Source organism: Nocardiopsis metallicus, from assembly GCF_014201115.1.
GTDB classification, from domain to species: Bacteria; Actinomycetota; Actinomycetes; order Streptosporangiales; family Streptosporangiaceae; genus Nocardiopsis; species Nocardiopsis metallicus.
In genome coordinates this window covers 1,117,869-1,138,629 of record NZ_JACHDO010000001.1, presented here as the reverse complement: position 1 = coordinate 1,138,629, position 20,761 = coordinate 1,117,869, and the positions used below count along the sequence as shown (strand labels likewise).

The window sequence follows — 20,761 nt, the reverse complement described above, 5'->3', positions numbered from 1 at the left end:
GCTCGTCCTGGGCACCCATGAGGCTGCCCGACGACGCCTCGCGCGATCCCTGACCGAAGCGGTACCGGGTACGGAACCGCACCGCCTCGAAGCCGGAGCTCCTCAGGCTGCGCGAGGACTTCCGGCACAGAGCCCGAACCCTCCCGGCTCCCGCCCCCTCCACCAGGTGTTCGACGCCCCCGCGGACGTCGAGCCGCACACGGCGGTGGAAACGCTCCTGGAGCGCCACCCCGAACTCCACCTCTGCGCCGTGGTCACGGCGGTCGACGCCCAGCTGCTCGTCCCCGACCTGCTGGGCGGCGAGACGGCCTTCTCCGCCGGGCTGGCCGACTCCGCGAGCGATCCGCGCACCCTGGGCGACGTACTGCTGCGCCAGATCGACTTCTCCGACCACGTGGCCGTGGTCAGGGGTGCGGCACCCGCCGCCCAGGTCCGTGTGTGCCGGTCCCTGGTCACCCACCTGAACCCGGCGGCCAGCGTTGTCTCCCACACCAACGGAGAACACCCGCCGACACTGTTCCGCGGCAGCTTCGACTTCGCGGCGGCGCTCCACCGCGTCCTGCCCGCCTTCCCTCCCCCGCCGCCGTCGGACCCGGCTGAGGACGAAGCCGCACAGACCGCCGTCTGGCGCCGGTTCCGCCCGCTGCACCCCGGCCGGTTCTTCGAGGTCCTGGACGAGATGACCGCCACCAGCCTGCGCAGCCGGGGACGCCTGTGGCTGGCCGGACGGCCCGACACCATGGTCGTGTGGGAGGCCAACGGCACCTCGCTGTCCCTGGAACCCGGCGGGCCGTGGACGGCAGCGCTCCCGACGCGAACCCGCCACCTCGTGACCGGTTTCCGGCCTCCCACCACCGCGTTCGACTCACGCCCCGGCACCGGTGACCGGTGCCAGCACCTGGCCTTCACCGGCCTGGGTCTGGACACCGGCCGCCTCTTCACCCTCCTGGACTCCTGTCTTCTCGACCCAGCCGAGGAACGGGAGTGGGAGGCGGCCGGCCCGCCACCCGATGACCCCTTCCAGCCGTTCTTCGCCCACGAACACCGACCGGACGGGTGAGCGACCGCCCCCGGCCGCTCACCGAGTGCCGAGTTCCACCGAGGAGACACGCATTGACCGGATACGACGACCCCTACGACCGCTCCGGCCAGTTCATCGACCTGATGATCGCCGGGTGGTGGGAGCACCACGCGGCGACGGTCGCCGACGCCCTGCGGGAACTGCCGACCGACGCCGGACCGGTGGTCGACGCCGGTGCCGGCGGCGGCCTGGGAACACGACTCATCGCCCGCACACTCGCGTCAGCACGGGTGCTGGCGATCGAACCGTCGCTTCCCCTGCGGTCGGTACTGCTGTCAAGGGTCTTCGAGGATCCGGACCTGCGGCCCCGGGTGACCGTGGACGGCGACGACCTGCTCTCGGCCCGCCTGCCGGACCGGATCGGCGGCCTGGTGGCGGCCAACCTCATCGGCCACTTCAGCCCGCACGAGCGGGACCGTCTCTGGGAGGACCTGGCGACCCGCCTCGCTCCGGGGGCGTTCGCCCTGCTCAACCTGCCCGTACCGGTCGAACCGGAGCACGTCGAGCGCACCAGGATGTCCGAACTCCGCGTCGGGGAGCGCTCCTACGTCGGCTGGGCCGGGGCGGAACCGGCCGGCACCGAACAGCTCTCCTGGCACATGACCTACGAGGTCCACGAAGGCGACCGGCTCATCAGCCGTGACGAGGTCCACTACGACTGGTGGACGGTCAACGAACAGGCCCTGCGCGCCGAAGCCGCGCCGCACGGCCTGAGCGTCGTCCCGCACGGCCCGCCCGAAGCAGGACTGTTCAAGGTCCTCCGAGAAGAGAAGTAGAGATGTCCACCTCCACGAGCACGCCTACCGGCGCAACCGCCACAGCACCCGCTGACGCGCCCGCACTCCCGGTGACCGTACTCTCCGGTTTCCTGGGCGCGGGCAAGACCACCCTGCTCAACCACCTGCTGCACCGCCTGGACGGCCTGCGGGTGGCGGTCATCGTCAACGACATGAGCGAGATCAACATCGACGCCGACCTGGTCAGGGGCGAGGGCCACCTGACCCGGACCGACGAGCGCCTGGTGGAGATGACCAACGGGTGCATCTGCTGCACCCTGCGCGACGACCTGCTGGAGGAGGTCGCCGAGCTCGCCCGCCAGGGCCGCTTCGACCACCTGATCATCGAGTCCAGCGGTATCTCCGAACCCATGCCCGTGGCGGCCACCTTCGCCGTCCCGGACGCGGACGGGAACCCCCTGCTCCAGGGGGCGCGTCTGGACACCATGGTCTCGGTGGTCGACGCCGCCGGGTTCCTGAGCGAGCTCGGTGCCGGGGACGACCTGGTCGAACGCGGCCTGGACGCCTACGAGGACGACGAACGCACCGTCAGCGACCTGCTGGTCGACCAGGTGGAGTTCGCCGACCTGATCCTGGTCAACAAGATCGACCTGGTCACGCCGGAGCAGGCCGACCACGTGGAGGCCGCCGTGCGCCGCCTCAACCCCCTGGCACGCGTCCTGCGGATCGAACACGGTCAGGTGGACCCGGTCGAACTCGTCGGCGCCAACCGCTTCGACCTGGAGCGGGCCTCGCGCGCGCCCGGGTGGGTGAACGAGCTCAACGGCGACCACGTGCCCGAGACCGAGGAGTACGGGATCTCCAGCCTGGTGTTCCGGGCGGAACGCCCCTTCCACCCGCAGCGGCTCTGGGACTTGCTCTCCTCGGGTTTCGAAGGGAGCGGCTTCGGCACGATCCTGCGCACCAAGGGGTTCTTCTGGCTGGCCACCCGGCCGAGGATGACCGGCCTGTGGTCCCAGGCCGGACCGGTGGCCCGGTTCGAACCCGCCGGAGTCTGGGACCCCGCCGACGGCCTCGCCCTCGGCTACTCCCCCGAGGACCTCGAAGGCAGCGAGACCGTGGAACCCCGACAGGAACTGGTGTTCATCGGCACGGAACTGCGCCATGAGGCGCTGAAGTCGGCACTGGACTCCTGTCTGCTGACCGACGAGGAGTTCCACACCCCCTGGGAGCGCCTGGCCGACCCCTTCCCCGTGTGGGACGTGCGGGGCGTGCACGCCCACCACCAGCACGCCTGACCTGCCACCCGGGCCACCGTACCCGGGCCTCCACCGGAGGCACCGGTACGGCGGGCCCGGTGACACGGCTGCCCGCGGGGCCGACCGTCAGCCGGTAGCACCGCTTCGGCGCCGGGCCCGTGGGCGTGACCCGGCGACACGCCTTCGAGCCCGGGTTCGACCTGTGCCTGCCCGAGGAACGAACCGTGCTCGTTCCGACCGACCCCGTCTGGTACACGGGTCGGCGGATCCCCGCCACGGTGCCCGAAACCGTCGCGGCATGGCAGCGGGCCACCGGCTCTCTGGTGTTCGTCGACGGCACCTTCCAGTACATGCGGCGGGACGGCGAGCTGCGCGAGGATTCCGCGCACCTGCCGATCGGCCAGACACCGCGCATCGTGTGCCCCGCCCAGTACCCGCCCATCCCCCGGTGGGAGATCTTGGGGGCAGGAACCTCCCACAACCGCTCTGAACCGCTTCGAACCACTCCGCAGCGCTCTCGGTGAAACCTCCAGTCGCGAAAACGAGCGGGTGCCGGGAAGCGGCGAGGGCACCTTCTTCGGCGGGGAGCCACCGGCTCTCCGGGAGCCTGCCGCGAGCACGATCGGATGACCGGGAGCGCCGACTGGGTGCGACTTTCGGGGCATAGGGGGCGGGTATCGGCGTTCGCCGGGTGAGTCCGGCCCGGTTTCCCTAGTCTCGCTCGGAAAGATCCCAAGGAGACTCGATGCCCGGCCCCCTGGAGCAACGCCTTTCGCCCAACCCGTACCGGAACCTGGTCCTGCTCGCCCTGGTCACGCTCTCCGGCCACCGGAACTCCCCCGGTCTGCTGGAGGACGCGCACCGGCTGGTGACCGGGGCGCTTCCGCGCGGACGCCGCCACCCCCGCCCCCACGAGTACGCGAGGGTCCGCCGCCGGGTGCTGCGCCGCTCGCTCTTCCCCCGGAGCTGGCACCCGCGCGGTCAGGCGGGGATGCGGGTCTCCCCGGTGGACGGAACCGGCGGCGAGGTCCGCGCGCTGGAGGCTCTGGAGGGTCTGGACTCCCCCGCCCGCGCGGCCTACGCCCTGATGCGGATGGAATCCCTGGACGCCCAGGCCGCGACCGCACTGCTCGCCTCGGTGGGGGTCCGTGAGGCTGCGACCGCCGTGGAGCGGGCCCGGGAGGTTCCGGCCACCCTGCGCCTGCCCGACCCGACGGTGGTTCGGGTCAGCGGCCGGGGTTCGCTGATGCACCGCCGCGGCCTGGTCGCCGCGGCGGGTGTCCTGGTGCTGGCGGTGGCCGCCCTGGGGTTGACCGGGGCCGGTACCAGTGGCGGGACGGGCGTCACCACCTTCACCGCTCCACCGCCCCGGCTGGCCGGGGCGGTGGCCCCGGACTCCTGGCGGGAGAGCTTCCGCCTGGACCTGACCGCCTGGCACCCGCGGGGCGAGGCGGTCGGGGACGACGCCCTGGTCCGGCGTTCCCTGGCCGCCTGGACCGAGCAGGAGGGCCACGTCCCGGGCCGCGCACCCAGCGGGCCCGCGCTGCTGTTCGCCGGTGAGGTCGCCGACCGGGACGTGGTGCTGCTGCACGACGGCCCCCGGGTGGCCCGCTACACCCGTGAGGGCGGCGAGGAGCTGGTCGAGGTGTTCGCCGAACCCGGCAACGGGGTGGCCAACTGGCCCGCCCTGCGGCTGGCCGACACCGACGCGGGCACCCACTACCTGCTGCCGCCGTGGGTGAGCGAGGCCGACACCGCACCGCTCGGGCAGGCCGGGGCCGATTGGTCCGAGGTCGGCCACGAGGACGGGGTGACCGAGGCGCTGCCCACCGGCGAGCACTGCGGTGTGGGCCCGGTCCTGCGGCTGCGCGCCCCCGAGGTGGCGCACGGAGAGCCGTACACGGCGATCGACCTGGGCGGGTTGGACACCGCCCACTTGGGGTACATGCCGCCCCCGCCCGCCGAGATCCGCCGGTTGGGGCCGCACGAGGTGCTCGCCCCGGAGCAGGGTTTCGATCTGTGGGGTGAGCTGGCCTGCGCCGGGGCACCACCCGAGGGTCCGGTGCGCACCGCCACGGCCTGGGAGTTCGCCGTCCAGGAGCTGCCCGGTGGCGGAGAGGGGCGATGGGCGTGCGTCAGGTTCGGTGCGCACGACGGCGGCGGCCTGGCTCGCGCGGTGCTGGTCGCGCAGACCGATGACGGCACCGAGACCATCGTGGCCGGGGAGCGCGAGGGCGGCTGGGACTGCAGCAACCTCAACCGCCAGGTGGCCGCGGGCACCTGGTGGCAGGACGCCGACGGCCGGTGGCACTACCTGGCCGCCGCCTCACGCGAGGTCGACACGATCACGGCGGTCGGCGGTGTCGAGGGCAGCGGCGAGGACGGCAGCGGCTTCCTGGCGGTGAGCGGTCCGCGCTCGGACTCCCCTCCCGTCGAGGAGGTCGTGCTCACCGCCCTGGACGCCCACGGCGACGAGATGACCGTTCTCAGCCCCTGAGCGGCTCGGGCAGTCCCGGAACGGCCTAAGACCCGTACCCGGAACCGTGCTCCACCGCACCGGCTACCGCCCAGAATCCCGGGCTGGTGGCCGCTTTCGGCCATCTACACGTGAACATGCACGTGCAACTGCACCGCCGGTGGTATCACTGGAACGCAGTCCCCTATCCCAACAGGGGAAGCCAGGGTGCTGCGGACCAGGAATTCCAGGTCGGTTTCGCTTTGCCGCGGAACCTCCCGGAACCCCGTTTCGCGTCCCCCTGTTTCAGGCCGACTCCGCTTTCGGCCCCGGGCCGAACGTTAGGGTGAACGCATGTCGATATGGGCGCGGGGAGACCGCACCGGGAGGGTCGGAGAGGCCCTGCTGATGCTGGAGGGGCAGGGGATCATCGACGGTCTGGAGATCCTGGCCAGCGAGGACAGGCCCTATCGTGTGCGCATCCCGGCCGGGATCGTCCACATGGACGAGGACGAGGCCTCCATGTTCGCGCTGGGGGCGGTCGTCGGCTCCTTCGGCAACGTGGCGCGCCAGCGGGCCTGAGGCGCGTTCCGCACCAACGGGCCTACGCGAGGGGGCCGCGGCCTCGGGTCACTTGCGGCCCATGGTGCGCAGGATCGCGTCGAGCAACAGGTCCCGAACCATCGTGCGGTGCTCCTCGGTGTGCTGGACGGTCAGCTCGGTGTTGAAGGTCGACAGGCAAAGGCCCACCGTCATCTCGGCCAGGGGCAGCGCCGGGCGGCCGTCCTTGGGCAGTTCCTCCACGAAGCGGGCCACCTCGATCGCCTCGCGGACCGCCTCGATCCACGGTTCGATCCGTTCCCGCCACCACTGGCGCTGCGGCCCCGGCTCCGCGCCCAGGCCCGAGGCGGCCGCGAGCAGCCCGCCCGACTCCAGCCACAGGCCGATCCAGGCGTCCACCAGGCGGCCCATGTAGCCGTCGATGGACTCCATCCGGCCGAACGTGAGATCCACCTGGGAGGAGAACGCGGTCAGCCGCACGTCCACGGCGGCCTGGAGCACCTGGTTCTTGTGGTTGTAGTAGCGGTAGACGGTGGACCGGTCGATGTCGACGCCCTCGGTGATCTCCTTGTAGGTGATCTGGCTGAAGGGCTTGGTCCGCAGCAGCTCCACCAGGCTGTTCTGCAGCTGGAGCATCCGCTGTGCGGCCCGAAGGCTTCCGCTGGTCCCCGAGCTCGATTCCAGCGGCGCCGTCATACCCGATCCATCCGTCATGAGCCCCCACAGCCCTCGTGTGCCTACGACCCCAGCTTGCCCCAGATCGGAACGTATGCCAACACGGCGTTGGTCGGCTAGGGACCCCTGTGGGCCGCTCAGCCGACCGACATCGGAGGCCGACGGTCCCGCCAGGGCACGGCCTCCTCCAGCTGCGCGGCGACCGCCAGCAGCAGGTCCTCGCGCCCGTGGGCGGCCACGAGCGGCACCCCGATCGGCAGCCCTTCCCGGCTCTGGGCCAACGGCAGGCTGACCGCCGGGTTCCCGGAGACGTTGAACGGCGCGGTGAAGGGACCGTGGGCGTAGATGCGACGCAGCCAGGAGCGCACCGTGTGGTCGGCGCCGTGGTCGAGGGTCCCGTGCGGGACGGGCAGCCCCGCCGCCGTGGGGGTGAGCAGCAGGTCGCAGCCCTGGAAACAGTGCCGCTGAGAGCTGTGCTCCTGGAAAAACCGCCCCACCGACCGGGTGACCCGGTGCTGGGCCTGGAGGCAGGCCATCACGTCCAGGGCGCCGTACCCCCGGGCCTCGGTGAGCAGGCGCGCCGGGACGGCCTCCATCCGGGCGGGGTCGGCCGGGTACGGCCCCTCGGAGAGCGCGGCGACGGTGGAGACGACGGCGAGCACCGAAGCCTCCACCACGTCCTCGGCGGTCAGGGCCGGAGCGTCCTCGGTGACCGTGTGCCCGATCCACTCCAGGACCCGGCCCGCGTCCCGCGCGGCCTCGGCGACCTGGGGATCCACCTCGGCCGGCGCCCAGGGGCGGGTGCTCACCGCGATCCGCAGCCGCCCGGGGTCCGTGCGCAGGGCCGCGGTGTGGGAACCGCCGGGCGGTGGCGGTGCCACGTGTTTCTCGCCGACCGGCGGGGCGCCCACGAGGTCGAGCAGGAGCGCGGCGTCACGGACGGTGCGGGTCAGGCCGAACTCGCACACCAGCCCGAAGGCCGCCTCCCCCACCAGCGGCCCGCAGGGCACCCGGCCCCGGCTGGGTTTGAGCCCCACCACCCCGCAGGCCGAGGCGGGGACCCGGATGGAGCCCCCGCCGTCGTTGCCGTGCGCGAAGGGCACCGCACCCGCGGCGACCAGGGCCGCGGCTCCCCCGCTGGAGCCGCCGACCCCGCGAGCGGGGTCCCAGGGGTTGCGGGTGGTGCCGTGTGCCAGGGACTCCGTGGCGAAGCTCAGCCCCAGCTCCGGGGCGGTGCTCTGCCCCAGCGCCACCAGTCCGGCCGCCCGAAACCTGGCCATCACGTCCTGGTCAGCGGCGGCCACCGCCCCGCGCAGGGCACGGCTGCCGAGGCTGAAGGGCACCCCCTTGGCCACGGGACCGCTGTCCTTGACCACGAAGGGAACCCCGGCGAGCGGGCCTTCGGGATCGTGGGACAGACCGGGTTCGAAGGGCGGCCGGGTGAGCGCGTTGAGGTCGGCGTCGGCCTTGGCCAGGCACTCCCGGGCCACCGTCTCGACCTCGTCCAGGCTCACCTCGCCCGAGCACAGGGCCGCCGCCAGTGCGGTCGCGTCCAGGTCCGCGTACTCGTGTTGTTTCAACTCGCAGGTTCCAAGAGGGCCGGTCGGTCCTTGAGGACCAGCCCGTAGGCGAGCAGGTCGACGCCGGGTACCGGCTCCCAGTCGCGTTCGGGCAGGCGCACGAACCCGTGGGCCTCGTACAGGCGCTGCGCTCCGGTCATCACCGTCCGCGTGCACAGCACCAGACGGCTGACGCCCTCCCCCTCGGCCTGTTCCACCACGGCGCGCACGAGCGCCGCGCCGACCCCGCGCCGCTGGGCCGAGGGGTCGACGGCGAAGGCCCGGACCTCCGCCTCGTCCGGGCCTCGGGCGACCTCGCAGTGCGGCCCCCAGGGCACGAACACGACCGTGCCGACCACCCGTTCGTCCGCCACGGCCACCAGGACCTCGTCACGGCCCTGCCAGCCGAGGTCGCGCAGGGTGTCGGCGTACGAAGGGCTGGCGTCCAGCAGCCCCTGGGCGTTGTAGGCCAGGACCCGGAGCTCGCCGACGGTCTCCCGCTCGGCGGGGAGGGCGGTTCGAATCATCATGGCCGTATTCAACCAACCCGGCGCCCGGGCTTTCCAGCGGGTTTCCCTCATACCCCTCCCGAATTCACCTTTTCCTCTCCGAACTGCGAAAACGTGAGTTGTCCACAGGCCCCCGGCAGAAAATCGCGAATTCTCCGATGATGGTTTCGCGGCCGCGTCCCCGTCGATGGTGCGAGGGGGCGCGGCCGCCCCGCCCCCCGGGAGACAAGCGAGGACGCCATGACCGTTTCCGTTTCCGAAGCCGTCCGTTCCTGCCTCGAATGGGCCCGTAACGCCCGTCCGCCGCGTACCGCCGATCCGCGTTTCCTCACCCGCGTGCTCACCGCGCACGGGGCCGTGCGCGCCGACCCCGGGGACTGGGACCGGGACGACGTAACCCGGGTCACGCTCACCCTGTCCGCCGAGGGAGCGGTACCGGAGGATTTCCGAGAGACCTGGCTGACCTGGTGCGACTACCTCGTGGCCCGGGGCCTGCTGGGCCCGGCCGAGAGCCCGCGCGTCCTGCGCGCCGCCGTGGCCGCGGCCGAGGTGCTCCCCCGTGACCAGGCGCCCTGGCCGCCGGAGCACCGGGAGTCCCCGTGGTGGGGGCATCTCTGGGAGCCGGAGGACCTGCCCCGGGTCCACCTCGCCCCGGCCGAGCGGTCGGCCCCCGCCGCCCGCGCCTGCCCGGTCCTGGGACGGGCGCTGCGCCTGGCCTCGTGGGTCGGCGAGGGCCTGCCGCTGGACGGGGAGGCGGAGCACGAAACGCTCACCGAGCACGCCCTGGACGAGGCCGCCGCGCACCTGGGGCTGGCCCCGGAGGAGGTCCCGTACCTGTTCGAGACCGCGCTGCGCGCCGGGTTCCTGCGCACCACCTACACCGGGGTCCGCCCGGGACCAGCCGTGGGCGGCTGGGACGACGACGTCCGCGTCGTGCGTTCCTGGGCCGAAGCGCTGCCCACCATGGTCTCTGGGCACGGCACGCTGGGGCTACGGGTGCTCGGCGAGCTCTTCACCTCCGGCGGGGTGTGGATCGTCGCCGACCTGGTGGAGGTGCTCGCCCCCTGGCCCGGCCGGAGAGAACGGGGGCAGGAGGGGATGTGCCCGGAGGAGGAGGTCTCGGCGGCGGTGCGGACCCTGGTAGGCCTGGGCGCGATCGAGTCCCTCCCCGGTGCGGGTCTGCGGATCACCCCCCTGGGCGACCAGGGCATGGCACACCGGTGGCGGCGCTGGGGGATCGCCCTGCCCGGTTACCCCCCGACCACGGAGATGAGCGCGCGGGAACTGCTCTTCCAGCTCTGGGAGGGGCGGCCGGTGGACGCGCAGGTGATCGGACGGCAGTGGATGACCGAGCGCGGGGTGCGGCCCGCAGCCCGTGAGCTGCTGGAGGTCTGTGCCGAACTCGGTTCCTGGCGCCAGCGGGTGGACGTCTTCCGCCTGTTCCACGGCCTGGAGGAGGAGCTCGGCCCGGTGTTCGCGGCCTACCGCGACCACCCCGTACTGGGCGGGTGGATCGCGCACGCCCGCCACGACCCCGGCCGAGTCCGGCTGGAGCAACTGGTGGTGGTCCTGCTGGACACCTACGCCCTGCGGGTGGAGCTAGGCACTCCCCTACCCGCCGACACCCGGGTCTGGCGGGACCCGGAGGCGGTCACGGGGCTGATGTGGCGCTCGGGACACCCGGCGGCCGATGGAGTACTGACCGCGATCGCCCTCGGCGCTGTGGGCCCGGACGCCGCCCGAGCCGCCCGCCGCGCCAGGTTCAGCACGGTGGGGGCGGGGTCCTGAGCGCACCCCGCTGTCGTCTGCCCCGGCCGCACTCGCCACTACCGGGTGACCAGGCGTTACCAGGCTGGGAGTGGGGCGAGCCGCTGCGCCATCGGGGGCGGGGCCCGCTCACACCGCGGTGTTGCCCAACCGGGGCAGGTACCGGGTCCCGGCCCGCACCGCCGCCGCGAAGCTCACGACCTGCGTACAGGCGGAGACGGGTGACTTGTGTGGTCTGTCAGGGTTTGGCGGGGCCAGTGCGAAAAGAAACCACCGAAACCTGGAATGCCAGGTGGCACCAGACGGCGATTGCTCGCTCTATGTAGGGCATCAGGGTTTCGTTCCTCCCCGGAAGGGATCTGTCCATGAACCACCCCTGCCACGGCCGCCCCTGCCCCCGCCCGGTCTGCGCCCGCACCACCGCCAACCCCTGGAAGCCGGTACGCACCCCCGCCCGCACCCCGCTGCGAGGCATGACCTCCGGCCCCTGCGCGACCTCACCCCTGGCGGGCCACCGCACCCCCGCCCACGTGCGCCTCCTGGCCCAGCAGATCGCCGAGGTCCTGGTCGGCAGGCGCGCTCCCGAAGTCCTCAACCGGCACGTGACCGTCCCGGTCCGCGAGGAACTGCGCCGCCTGCGCGGCTCCGTCAGCTGCGCCATCGCACCCCGACTGAGCCGGGTCTTCCACCAACCGCTCGGCGCGGCCGGGGTCGAGGCCAGCGCCGTCATCGGCTGCGACCACCGCGCACGCGCCTTCGCCTTCCGCCTGCGCCGCGAAGGACAGCGCTGGATCTGCACCCGCCTGGAAACGGACCACCGCCGCTAGGAGGAGCCCTGCGCGTCGTCGCTGAGAGCGGCCACGCGCAGGGCCAGCTCCTGAGCCCGGACCAAGTGGGAGAGGGCATCCTCCTGGTGCGGGTGGGCGGCCCCGGCTTCGGTGGTGCTGTCGGCGATGGCGTCCAGCTCGGCGGCGCTGCGGCGGTCCTGGTCCTCCAGTTCGGCCTCGCGCACCCGGCGGGCGTAGTCCTCCAGGGTGCGGATCCGCCGCTCCACCTCGGCGACGTCCTCGTGCAGGGCGGTGCGGGCCCGTTCGGCCGCCTGGCGGCTGCGTTCGCCGGTCAGCGGCGTGGTCTCGATCCTGGCGCGGGCCCGGGACTGGCGGAGCAGGCTCTGGGCCACCGCCCACTCGACGTCGGCGAGCACGACCCGGTTGCGTACTTCGTCGAGCAGTAGTCCGCGCTGGTGGATCGCGGAGTCGAGGACGGCGTCCGCGGCCCGTTGGGCCCGGCCGAGCATCCAGCGGGCGGGGGTGTCCAGCATGTCGCCGGTGACGAAGTGCCCCTGGAGTTCCTCGATGACGTCGGGTTCGTCGTTCTCGGCGATCGCCTGGATCTGGGCGGCGCGTTGGCGTTGGAAGCTGTACAGAGCACCCGCTCCCAGGAGCAGGCCGGGCAGTAGGAGGAGGGCGAAGGCCTCGAAAGAGCTGATCAGCGCCACACACAGCACACCGGTCACCGTGCCCAGGAGGATCACCAGGGCGCTGACGGACTCCGTGGGCGATCTCGGGGCCGGATCCGTGGGGGCGAGTTCGCTGGGCTGTACCGGCTCCGGTTCCCGGCCCTCCCAGTTCAGGGCCTCGACCAGGAGTTCACGGTCGTCCTCGCTGAGCTCGGGGTGCACGCTGACGCCCCGGGGTTCGGCGTGGTGCCGGTGCGCGTCCAGGACCAGCGCGGAACGCAACTGTGCCCCGACCACGGTGAGGCACCAGCCGCCGGAGTCCTCGTCGTACCCGGCCAGTCCGCCGGCGACCAGATCGGAGACGGTCTTCTCCGGCACCCCGGGGTCCAGTGAGAACGGGTCCGGGCGGTTCTCCTGAGGGCGGGCCCGTGCCACGGCGGCCATCATCGGGGGCGACACCTCGGCCTCCTGACCGTCGTCGAGCCGGACGCGCACGATCTCGCCGTCACCGGGCCCCGTTACCAGGTCCCACCGATCTTCCACCTCGTCAGCGCCCTTTCTCACCGAACATGCCCTCCCGGCGCCCGTCGGTGTTGAGAAGCCGCCCGCGCCCGGTTGGTTCTGCCGAGATTACGGAACATCCGGCGCCCTGGCGTTTGCCGGTCAGGGGCCTGCCGCGGAGTCAGCCGGACCTGGGCGGCTGCGGCCCTGTCGGAGACCGATAGCCTCGGGGCGCCGTCACACCGTCGAAAGGTCACACCATGAGTCGCAACGTGCTGGTCACCGGTGCCGCCCGGGGGATCGGCCGGGCGGTCGCGACCACCTTCGCCGAGGCGGGCGATCGGATCGCCGTGCACTACGGCAACCGCCGGGAGGAGGCGGAGGCCACCCTGGCGGCGCTCCCCGGACAGGGGCACGTGCTGGTCGGGGCCGACCTACGTGACCCCGATGCCGCCGCCGCGCTGGTCGAGCGGGCGGTGGAGGAGCTGGGCGGTGTGGACGTGCTGGTCAACAACGCCGCGGTCAATCTGCCCCATCCGATCGCCGACACCTCCTACGCGGACTGGCAGACGGCCTGGCGCGAGACCGTGGACGTCAACGTGTTCGGTGCGGCCAACGTCTCCTACCTCGTCGCCCGGCACATGATCGACCGGGGCGCCGAAGGGCACATCGTCAACGTCGGTTCGCGCGGCGCCTTCAAGGGCGAACCGGACCACCCCGCCTACGGGGCCAGCAAGGCCGCCCTGCACTCACTCGGCCAGTCGTTGGCGGTCGCCCTGGCCCCGCACGGCATCACGGTCGCCTCCGTGGCCCCCGGGTTCGTGGCGACCGAGCGCGTGGCCGAGCGGGTCAATGACGAAGTCCGCGCGCAGAGCCCGTTCGGTCGGGTGGCGGAGCCCGAGGAGATCGCCGCGGCCGTGCGCTACCTGGCCTCTCCCGAGGCGACTTGGTCCTCGGGGGCGATCCTGGACCTGAACGGCGCTTCCCACCTGCGCTGATACAGCGAACTCCGGCGAATCCACCCCGGAAGGCCAGGACGTGCGGGAAGCAGGTCACGGACAGATCGTTAACGGAACCAGAATCCGGGTTTTTCCGCCGACCACCCCTCATGTCCCGGTATCCGAAAACCTCTTTCGACGACGCTTTCGCCACGATGTCCTCGAAACCACACCACGGCCCCTCGGACTCGCTGTACAAGGGAAGGAAACTCGACGCGAGGAGAAACGCGGGGGCACAGATGTCATCCCACCACCCGGAGGCGCCGTCCCACCGTCGGTTCGCGGCCCGACCGGTGTCCCTACTGCCCACCGAGGAACTCGCCCACAGAGCCCTGTCCAGCCGTCTGATGCGCACCGCGGTCGGTCTCGCCCGCTGGTGCGGGCCGGTCACCCCGGTGGACGTGGACGGCGTACCGGACCTGGCCGACGTCCGCGTGGCGATCGAAGAGTTCGGGCTGTGGCCGCGGGCCCTGTGCCGGGACCGGGAACAGCGTGAGATCTGGACCGAGCAGCTCGACTCCGTCTCCCAGGCCGAGGAGTTCCTCGCCACCTGGCGCACCGCTCAGCACCTGGGCATGATCGAGTGCGAGACCGGACAGGCCCGGCCCGCCCCGGAGCTGGAGCACTGGCTCGGCTCCACCGGCCGGATCCTGCGGTGGTGGACGCTCGCCTTCCACCTGTGCGTGGATCGCGCGCTGCGCGGCACCGCCGGGCTGGAACCGCACACCGCGCTGGGCCGCCTCTACGAGTCCCCCAACGGAGCCCGGATCCCGTTGCGGCTGGTCACGCAGGAGGTCCTGCCCGCCCGGGAGACCCACTACCTACCCTCTCGCTGCCCGGCCTGGAGCACCGTGCTGCTGACCAGGGCCCTGGTGCAGCTCGCGGACGCCGGAGCGGTCTCCATGGGCTGGCACGACCCCTGGCACGACCCGTGGTCCGATACCTCCGGCGCGCACGGCCACCGCCCGGGGCCTGCCTGGGTGCAACTCACCGACCTCGGCCGGTTCGGGATCCGCCAGATCCTCCTCGCCGAGGAACAGTCCGCCCCGCTGACCGAGGAGTTCATCCGGCTCGACGCCGACGAGTTCCTCGACGCCCTGGCCGACTTCTCCCCGGACGGCCAGCTCGTCGCACTCACCGCGTGGCTGGACGCGCGCGCCCCCCAGCAGGCGCTACGGGAGATCGTCGCCGCCTCCTCCGGGGCCGGGCTGGCCCTGCGCCGGTGGAACGCCACCATGGCGCTGGGCACTATCAGCTCCCGGATCGAACCGGACCTGTACGCACTGCTCCACAGCGCGGACCCGACCGTCTCCAGCCTGGCCTCGGCGGTCCTGCTGGCCTCCCGGATGCTCTCGGACGCGGAACGGGCGCGGCTCACCGCCGAGTTCGGCCGCTGGACCGCCATCGACATGTTCGCCGCCGCCACCTGCCTGGGCGAGACCGGGTTGAAGTCGTTCCTGGTCTCCGAGGCGGCCGAGGGCATCGACCGCTTCCTGCTGGGTGACGTCACCCGGCTCTGGCAGCCCGAGCACCCCGACACCCGCGAGGTCCTGCGGGTCCTGGGGCGGCACCACCCGGACCCGTCGATCGCGGCCAGGGCCAGGGCGGCCGAGGCGCACGCCCCGCCCCGGCCCTGAGGCCAGCTCTGAGACCGTCAGCCCGCCGAGACGCGTTCGCGCTCCGCGCGCTCCTCCTCCTTGCGGCGCCTGCGCCTGAGCACGACCAGGCCGAAGAACAGCGAGGCGATCATCGTCGCGGTCATGATGGCCAGGAAGCCCCACGGTCCGACCAGCGGGCTGACGATCAGCGGGATCGCGGCAGCGGTGACCAGACCACCGCCGAAGAAGGGCTCGAAGACGAGCTGCTTGTACCCGAACGCCGGGTAGGCGGGCGTCTTGGCCTCGGGGTCGACCACGCGCATGAGCACCATGCCGGTGGAGGTGACGCCCATGGACTGGCCGAACTCGCCGATACCGCGCTCGAACCAGAAGTTCGGCATGATCCGCGGCGCCAGGAAGAGGAAGGCGAACAGGCACCACAGGACGCCGGCGGCGGAGAGGATCGCGAACGTGGCGATGTTGTCGGCGATGGCCTGGAGGGACAGGGTCGCCATCGCGGCGATGATGAGCACGTCCAGGGACAGGCCCTGGATGCGCTCCACCGACTTCTCGTCGACGAGGTGGTTCTTGTCGAAGCGGTCGACGAACATCTGCACGACGATGCCGCCGATCATCGCCAGCGGGAACAGCGGCACGTAGGCCACGATCTCGATGGAGTCGGCCCACACGGCCTGCTCGACCCACTGGAGGGCGGACAGGATGAGCTGGCCGATGATCACCGCGAGGGCCACCAGGCCGAAGTGCAGGGTCAGCGGGTCCATCGACGACGGGTGGACCGTCATGGTCGAACCGGCGGTGCGGTTCTCGCGCTCGATCAGACCGGCCTGCTCGCGGTCGGTGCCCTTGTTGTCGGCACTGATCACGCTGGTCTTACCGCGGCGCGCACCCCAGTTGATCAGGATGATGCCGATGATCACCCCGGAGAGCAGACCGACGGTGGCCATGCCCAGAGCCAGGTCCTGGCCCTCTGCCCAGCCGACCTGTTCGAAGGTGTTGCCCAGTCCGGCGGCGGTGCCGTGACCGCCGAGGAAACCGATCTCGATCAGCGCGCCGGAGATCACCGGGACGTTGAAGAAGGGCGCCAGGACCAGCAGGGCAAGCAGCAGGCCGATGACGTACTGACCGCTGGCCACGGTGATGCCGAAGGAGAGGTTGGGCCCGGCGAGGTCGACCGCCTCGCGCATCCTGGGCATGCGCTTGCCCAGGAAGAGGCTGGCGAAGACCACCGAGATGAGCAGGCCGGGCAGCGCGGCCCAGACCGACATGATGTCCACCCCGAACAGGCCGCCCTCGGCCGCCCGCTCCGCGAAGCCCACCGCGATGCCCCGGTCGGCGAGCAGCCCCATGGCCCAGCCGAAGATGTCGGGGCCGAGCAGCAGCGCGATACCGCCGCCGATGATCGAGCTCGGCAGGTAGAGCTTCTGTGTCAGCTTCCACTTGACCCGGACGAGCTTGGAGATCAGCAGCAACGCCCCTAGGAGGAGGAGCGCGAGGCCAACGGTGTCAGGGGACATATCTACCTCTCAAAACGGTCCCGCGGGCGCGCAGGGGCGGCAAGGGGCATAGGTGCGCCCCTGGACGCGCGGGCCCGGAAAGGGCGCACGAACGCACAAGGGCTGTGTGGCTGGGAGGTAGATCGCGTACGGAAGTGGCTCAACTTACGCGAACGCTTGGGGAATCCTACACACGGTCACGAAGTCACCAAGACAGGGTGGCGGGGCGGCAAAGCACCGCTGTCGTCCCGGAGCCGGAACACTACCGAAAGTCTTGTTACCGGCAGGAAACCCTGGGAAACAGAGAACCGCTGCTGTTGGCGCTTTCACGCTCCAGCCCCTGCACGGAGGTGTGGTCGACTACCCGCGCGCCCGGAACCCACACACCACCACAGCCAGAAATCACGGTGAGGATGATCATGCCCGCACTACGCGGCCCCTCAGGTCCATTCCTCCCCGAAGAGCCTGCGGGCCACCTCTCTGAGCTCCCGGTGCTCTTCCTCCCCGGGAGCGGCGAAACCGAGCCCTCGCTCCCGCCCCGCCCCGGTCCCGTCCGCTTCCCCGTGCTCCGCGCCGGGCTCCCGGCCTTGCCCGGTCACGGTCCGGCCGGCTCGTTCGCCCCGGTCGTACCGGCCTTCCGGGCCCGCCGATCCGGATCCCCACACTCCCTGCGGCCCTTCCTCCGACCAGTCCAGCCCCAGGGTGCGACGCACCGACGCCACCAGCTCCCCGTCCGCCCTCGGCCAGGGCTCCCAGCTCCGCCGACAGTGCTCGGACAGCGCGCGGCCGACCTCGGTGGTCGCACCGCCGTAGACCACCCCCAGCGCCTCCGCCTCGCACAGCGCCCGAATCACCCTGCCCTCCGTACCCGCCTCGGTCTCCACGGTCGGCTGGTACCAGGTGACCGCAGCGAGCAACCACTGCGCGCCCGTCCGCAGTTCCTGCCCCTGGGCCCGCTCCGCCAACAGCCGGTGGCCGACCACCCCGGTGCTGGTCCCCCAGGGCAGGTGGTTGAGCGAGCCGGCCAGCGCCCAGCGCACCCGGGCCCGTCCGTTGCGGTCCCGGCCCTTGCTCCTGGGCGGGCTCTCCGGACTCGGCCAGCACCACGCCGCGTCCTCCGTCCCCGTCCAGGCCTCCAGCAGCGCGGCCAGCCTGGTCTCGGTGTCGTGCTCCCGCCAGATCTCGGCCCGCTCGGTCAGCACGATCCGGCCGTGCCCGTGGTCCAGGAGCCCCAGCACCGCTGCTGCCTCCACCCAGACCCTGGCCAGGTCCTCGTCCCGGCCCGCCGCCTTGGTGAGCCTCTTGCGCTCCCGCTTCATGAGCAGGCCGTCCTTGCGAAGTTGCGGAGGCCGTTCGGCGCACGCGGCCAACAGCCGGGTGTCGGCCCCGGCCAGGGCGGTCAACGCCCGCCGGGAGCCCTCGGCCACGTCCGAGCCGCCACCGGGCATCATCCGCTCCACCGGTACCCCCACCACCGCCTGCGGTGCCGGGTTGAACGGCCAGGGATGGGCGCGCCGGATCGCCAGAGCCACCTCGCGCGGCATGACGAGCCTGTCGCTGAGCGCGTCCGAGGGCATCAGCAGACCCCGCTCGATCGCCCAGTCCAGGTCCGGATCGCCGGTACCGTCCGCCGGGAAGTGGAACGGGCCCCCCGCCGCCCTGATCAGGAAGGTGCGCGCCTCCGTGCCCAGGAACGCGTAGCCGAGCAACTGGTGAACGACGTCGTGCTGGGCATCCCGGAACAGGCTCCGCACCCGTTCGGGTGTGCGCAGGACCGCGCCGACCTCATCGGTCATGGCGTCCCATTCACCCGTGGGATCCAGCCCCAGGGTCAGGGCGATCCTGCGCACCCCGGCGAAGTCGAACTCCCCCAGCCCCTTCGCCACCGAAGGGGGTTCCCGGGGCAGGCCGAACTGGTCGAAGGCGTCGTCGAGCAGGTGGTAGCCGCCCTCCCCGTCCGGCCACAGGAAAACCAGGGCGACCAGGTCGGCGATGGTCTCCTCCGCCCGGACCCGGGCGAGCCCGGGGCGGTCGGCGTCCAGCTTCGCCAACAGCGCTTCGTGGTCCACCCGTCCCGGCTCCTGGTAGTAGGGCGGCGCCTCCCGGCGGAGCATTGCCTGGCGGAACTGTTCCTGGTCGTCGACGGTGCGCAGGTCGTTCTGGTCCTCGGCCAGCCCCACCGCCGCGTAGATCACCTGGTGGTGGGCGAGGGTGAGGCGTTCGAAGGCTCTGGGCCGGTAGGCCAGGAGCGGCAGCAGGTGCAGGAGCGTCTGCGGTGTGGCCCGGGCATACCTGACCACCCCTTCGGTGAGGGTGGCGAGCAGATCCGCGATCCGTTCCGGCGGCATCGAGCGAACATGGGACTCCAGCGCTGCACGACGGTCCATCCACTCAGCCTAGACACCGCGGGCGCAGGGCACACCGCCCGCCCGGCGATCTGTGGACAAACCGCGCCCGAGTGGAGGATCGGCACCTCGGCGGGCGAAACGGGCCACAGGGTGCACCACCGGCTCCCGGGTTCGTACCGATCTGTGCGAAACCACCACACCGCCCCGGGCCAGGGCGGTACAAGAGGTGTTCACGCAGAACCCTTGAGAAGAAACCGGGAGCGGACGTGCCCTCTCATGACCCGTCAAACCCGGAGCACCCACCCCTCGCCGCAAGGCCCGTGTCACTGCTCCCCTCCGAAGCCCTGGCCCGCCTGGCCCTGGACTCCCCACTGCTGTGCGACGCCCTCAGCCTGGCCCGCTGGAGCGCCCCGGCCACACCCGTGACCCGCCACGGGGTGCCCGGCATCGACGACGCCCGCACCGCGATCACCAGATTCGCGCTCTGGCCGCCCGACCTGCCCGGACGCGCGGCCGAACGCACCACCTGGCTCGGCGGGCTCCACTCGGCGGCCGAGGTCGCCCACTTCGTCGTCCCCTGGTCCGCGGCCCTGCGGTTGGGCCTGGTGGAGATCGTCGACGCCCACGCCCGCCCGGCCCCGGGGTTGGAGGATCGGATACACGATCCGGAGCAGGTCCTGGGCTGGTGGTTCCGGGAGTTCGAGTACACCATCGAGAACGCGCGGGGCGACCTCGACCACCCCGACCCGCCCGCCCCCGGCACCACCGGTCCCGACCTGCTGCCCGGGGTGCTGCGCCACCTGTACGAGGCCCCCGACGGTTCCCGCCCGGACCTGGACACCCTGGCCCGTGAGGCGTTGCTCTGCCCCCTACCGCCCCTGTCCAGGGCCAGCGACCTGCTGCTGCACGTGCTGTGGCAGCTCTCCGACACCGGGGCGGTGGCACTGGACCACCGCCCCGCCACCGCCACGGGCCGCGAGAGCCACGGTCACTGCACGGTGGAACTCACCGCACTGGGCCGCTACGGGGTCCGTCGGCTCCTGCTGGAGGTGGGCATCCACGCCCCGCTCGTGAACACCCTCGCCGGGGCCAGCGCCTCCCGATTCCTGGACGCGCTGTCCGTGCTGCCCTTCGAGGAACGCCTCGCCGAGGCCGGGCCATGGCTGGACCGGCGCGGACCCGCCGAGGCGCTGCGGCAGATCGCCGAGGTCGTCTCCGGCCCCGGTGTGGCACTGCGCCGCTGGGTGGCGACTCAGGTGCTCAACACCACCAGCTCCGAGCTCGAACCCGAGCTGCGCTCCCTGCTCCACTCACCGCTGCCCGCCGTCGCCAGCATGGCGGCGGTCGTCCTGCTCTCCTCCGGGATGCTCAGCCAGCGCGGTATCGACCGGCTCCTGGGCGAGTACGGGCCGTGGGTGGTGATCGACATGGTCGCGGCGGCGATGCCCCCCGACAACACGAACCTGGCCGGCTTCCTGGCCGCCGAGGGAACCCCCGACGTCGAGCGGAGCCTCCTCGACTCCCCCGACCCGGTCCGTCTGCGCGCCCACCCCGACGCCCTCCCGGTCCTGGACGCGCTGGCCCGCCACCACCCCGTTTCGACCACCGCGGCGCGCGCCCGCGACCTGGCCGAACACCTGCGTGACACGCACTGAGACTCCAGGACCCGACCCGGCCGGCCCGCCCCTGCTGCCGGGCGGCCACACGAGGGCCCGGGGCGAGGCGTCCCGGACCGGGGCC

Annotated in this window: 17 protein-coding genes; 11 read left to right on the top strand and 6 right to left on the bottom strand. The window is 72.2% G+C overall.

The window, feature by feature from the left end; translation table 11 throughout:
• The first annotated feature begins 166 nt into the window (after positions 1 to 166).
• From HNR07_RS35830 to HNR07_RS04725, 6 genes are all read left to right on the top strand, one after another.
• Complete coding sequence (locus HNR07_RS35830; RefSeq protein WP_184362410.1) at positions 167 to 1,060, top strand: GTP-binding protein; 894 nt, start codon at positions 167 to 169, stop codon at positions 1,058 to 1,060.
• A gap of 53 nt (positions 1,061 to 1,113) precedes the next feature.
• The gene (locus HNR07_RS04745; RefSeq protein WP_184362408.1) at positions 1,114 to 1,857 is read left to right on the top strand and encodes a class I SAM-dependent methyltransferase; all 744 of its coding nucleotides are present in this window, start codon (positions 1,114 to 1,116) and stop codon (positions 1,855 to 1,857) included.
• 2 nt (positions 1,858 to 1,859) lie between these two features.
• Positions 1,860 to 3,116: a GTP-binding protein gene (locus HNR07_RS04740; RefSeq protein WP_221318714.1), complete on the top strand. Its 1,257-nt coding sequence runs from the start codon at positions 1,860 to 1,862 to the stop codon at positions 3,114 to 3,116.
• A 125-nt stretch (positions 3,117 to 3,241) separates the two neighbouring features.
• Positions 3,242 to 3,601, top strand: coding sequence for a hypothetical protein (locus tag HNR07_RS04735; protein WP_184362405.1), 360 nt, complete (start codon positions 3,242 to 3,244; stop codon positions 3,599 to 3,601).
• A 221-nt stretch (positions 3,602 to 3,822) separates the two neighbouring features.
• The gene (locus HNR07_RS04730) at positions 3,823 to 5,574 is read left to right on the top strand and encodes a hypothetical protein (RefSeq protein ID WP_184362402.1); all 1,752 of its coding nucleotides are present in this window, start codon (positions 3,823 to 3,825) and stop codon (positions 5,572 to 5,574) included.
• Between the two features lie 312 nt (positions 5,575 to 5,886).
• The gene (locus HNR07_RS04725) at positions 5,887 to 6,114 is read left to right on the top strand and encodes a hypothetical protein (RefSeq protein ID WP_184373085.1); all 228 of its coding nucleotides are present in this window, start codon (positions 5,887 to 5,889) and stop codon (positions 6,112 to 6,114) included.
• Between the two features lie 48 nt (positions 6,115 to 6,162).
• Here the strand turns inward: HNR07_RS04725 and HNR07_RS04720 are convergent, their stop codons facing one another.
• From HNR07_RS04720 to HNR07_RS04710, 3 genes are all read right to left on the bottom strand, one after another.
• A complete protein-coding gene (locus HNR07_RS04720; RefSeq protein ID WP_184371472.1) occupies positions 6,163 to 6,729 on the bottom strand; it encodes a TetR/AcrR family transcriptional regulator in 567 nt (188 codons plus the stop codon).
• 176 nt (positions 6,730 to 6,905) lie between these two features.
• A complete protein-coding gene (locus HNR07_RS04715) occupies positions 6,906 to 8,348 on the bottom strand; it encodes an amidase (protein WP_184362399.1) in 1,443 nt (480 codons plus the stop codon).
• Positions 8,345 to 8,857 (bottom strand): GNAT family N-acetyltransferase, encoded by a 513-nt coding sequence (locus tag HNR07_RS04710; RefSeq protein WP_184362395.1) that lies wholly within the window; start codon positions 8,855 to 8,857, stop codon positions 8,345 to 8,347. The genes HNR07_RS04715 and HNR07_RS04710 overlap by 4 nt, the downstream gene beginning before the upstream one ends.
• A gap of 219 nt (positions 8,858 to 9,076) precedes the next feature.
• Here HNR07_RS04710 and HNR07_RS04705 point away from each other — a divergent pair, with 219 nt between their 5' ends.
• Positions 9,077 to 10,624, top strand: coding sequence for a hypothetical protein (locus tag HNR07_RS04705; RefSeq protein WP_184362392.1), 1,548 nt, complete (start codon positions 9,077 to 9,079; stop codon positions 10,622 to 10,624).
• A gap of 344 nt (positions 10,625 to 10,968) precedes the next feature.
• Positions 10,969 to 11,430 carry an Rv3235 family protein gene (locus HNR07_RS04700; protein WP_184362389.1) on the top strand — a complete coding sequence of 154 codons (462 nt, stop codon included), beginning with the start codon at positions 10,969 to 10,971 and terminating at the stop codon, positions 11,428 to 11,430.
• Here the strand turns inward: HNR07_RS04700 and HNR07_RS04695 are convergent.
• Complete coding sequence (locus HNR07_RS04695; protein WP_184362386.1) at positions 11,427 to 12,626, bottom strand: hypothetical protein; 1,200 nt, start codon at positions 12,624 to 12,626, stop codon at positions 11,427 to 11,429. The two genes, HNR07_RS04700 and HNR07_RS04695, sit on opposite strands and share 4 nt — an antisense overlap.
• Before the next feature lie 197 nt (positions 12,627 to 12,823).
• Here HNR07_RS04695 and HNR07_RS04690 point away from each other — a divergent pair, with 197 nt between their 5' ends.
• Both HNR07_RS04690 and HNR07_RS04685 read left to right on the top strand, forming a co-directional pair.
• The gene (locus HNR07_RS04690) at positions 12,824 to 13,561 is read left to right on the top strand and encodes an SDR family NAD(P)-dependent oxidoreductase (protein ID WP_184362383.1); all 738 of its coding nucleotides are present in this window, start codon (positions 12,824 to 12,826) and stop codon (positions 13,559 to 13,561) included.
• Between the two features lie 239 nt (positions 13,562 to 13,800).
• A complete protein-coding gene (locus HNR07_RS04685; protein WP_184362381.1) occupies positions 13,801 to 15,198 on the top strand; it encodes a hypothetical protein in 1,398 nt (465 codons plus the stop codon).
• A 17-nt stretch (positions 15,199 to 15,215) separates the two neighbouring features.
• On the opposite strand, the gene HNR07_RS04680 is transcribed toward HNR07_RS04685, so the two are convergent.
• Both HNR07_RS04680 and HNR07_RS04675 read right to left on the bottom strand, forming a co-directional pair.
• Positions 15,216 to 16,694 (bottom strand): sodium/glutamate symporter, encoded by a 1,479-nt coding sequence (locus tag HNR07_RS04680; protein ID WP_184362378.1) that lies wholly within the window; start codon positions 16,692 to 16,694, stop codon positions 15,216 to 15,218.
• 419 nt (positions 16,695 to 17,113) lie between these two features.
• On the bottom strand, positions 17,114 to 19,060 hold the full coding sequence (locus HNR07_RS04675; RefSeq protein WP_246420086.1) for a hypothetical protein: 1,947 nt from the start codon (positions 19,058 to 19,060) through the stop codon (positions 17,114 to 17,116).
• 281 nt (positions 19,061 to 19,341) lie between these two features.
• Between HNR07_RS04675 and HNR07_RS04670 the strand changes: the two genes are divergently transcribed.
• Entirely contained in the window at positions 19,342 to 20,676 is a 1,335-nt protein-coding gene (locus tag HNR07_RS04670) for a hypothetical protein (RefSeq protein WP_184362375.1), read from the top strand.
• Positions 20,677 to 20,761: the final 85 nt, after the last annotated feature.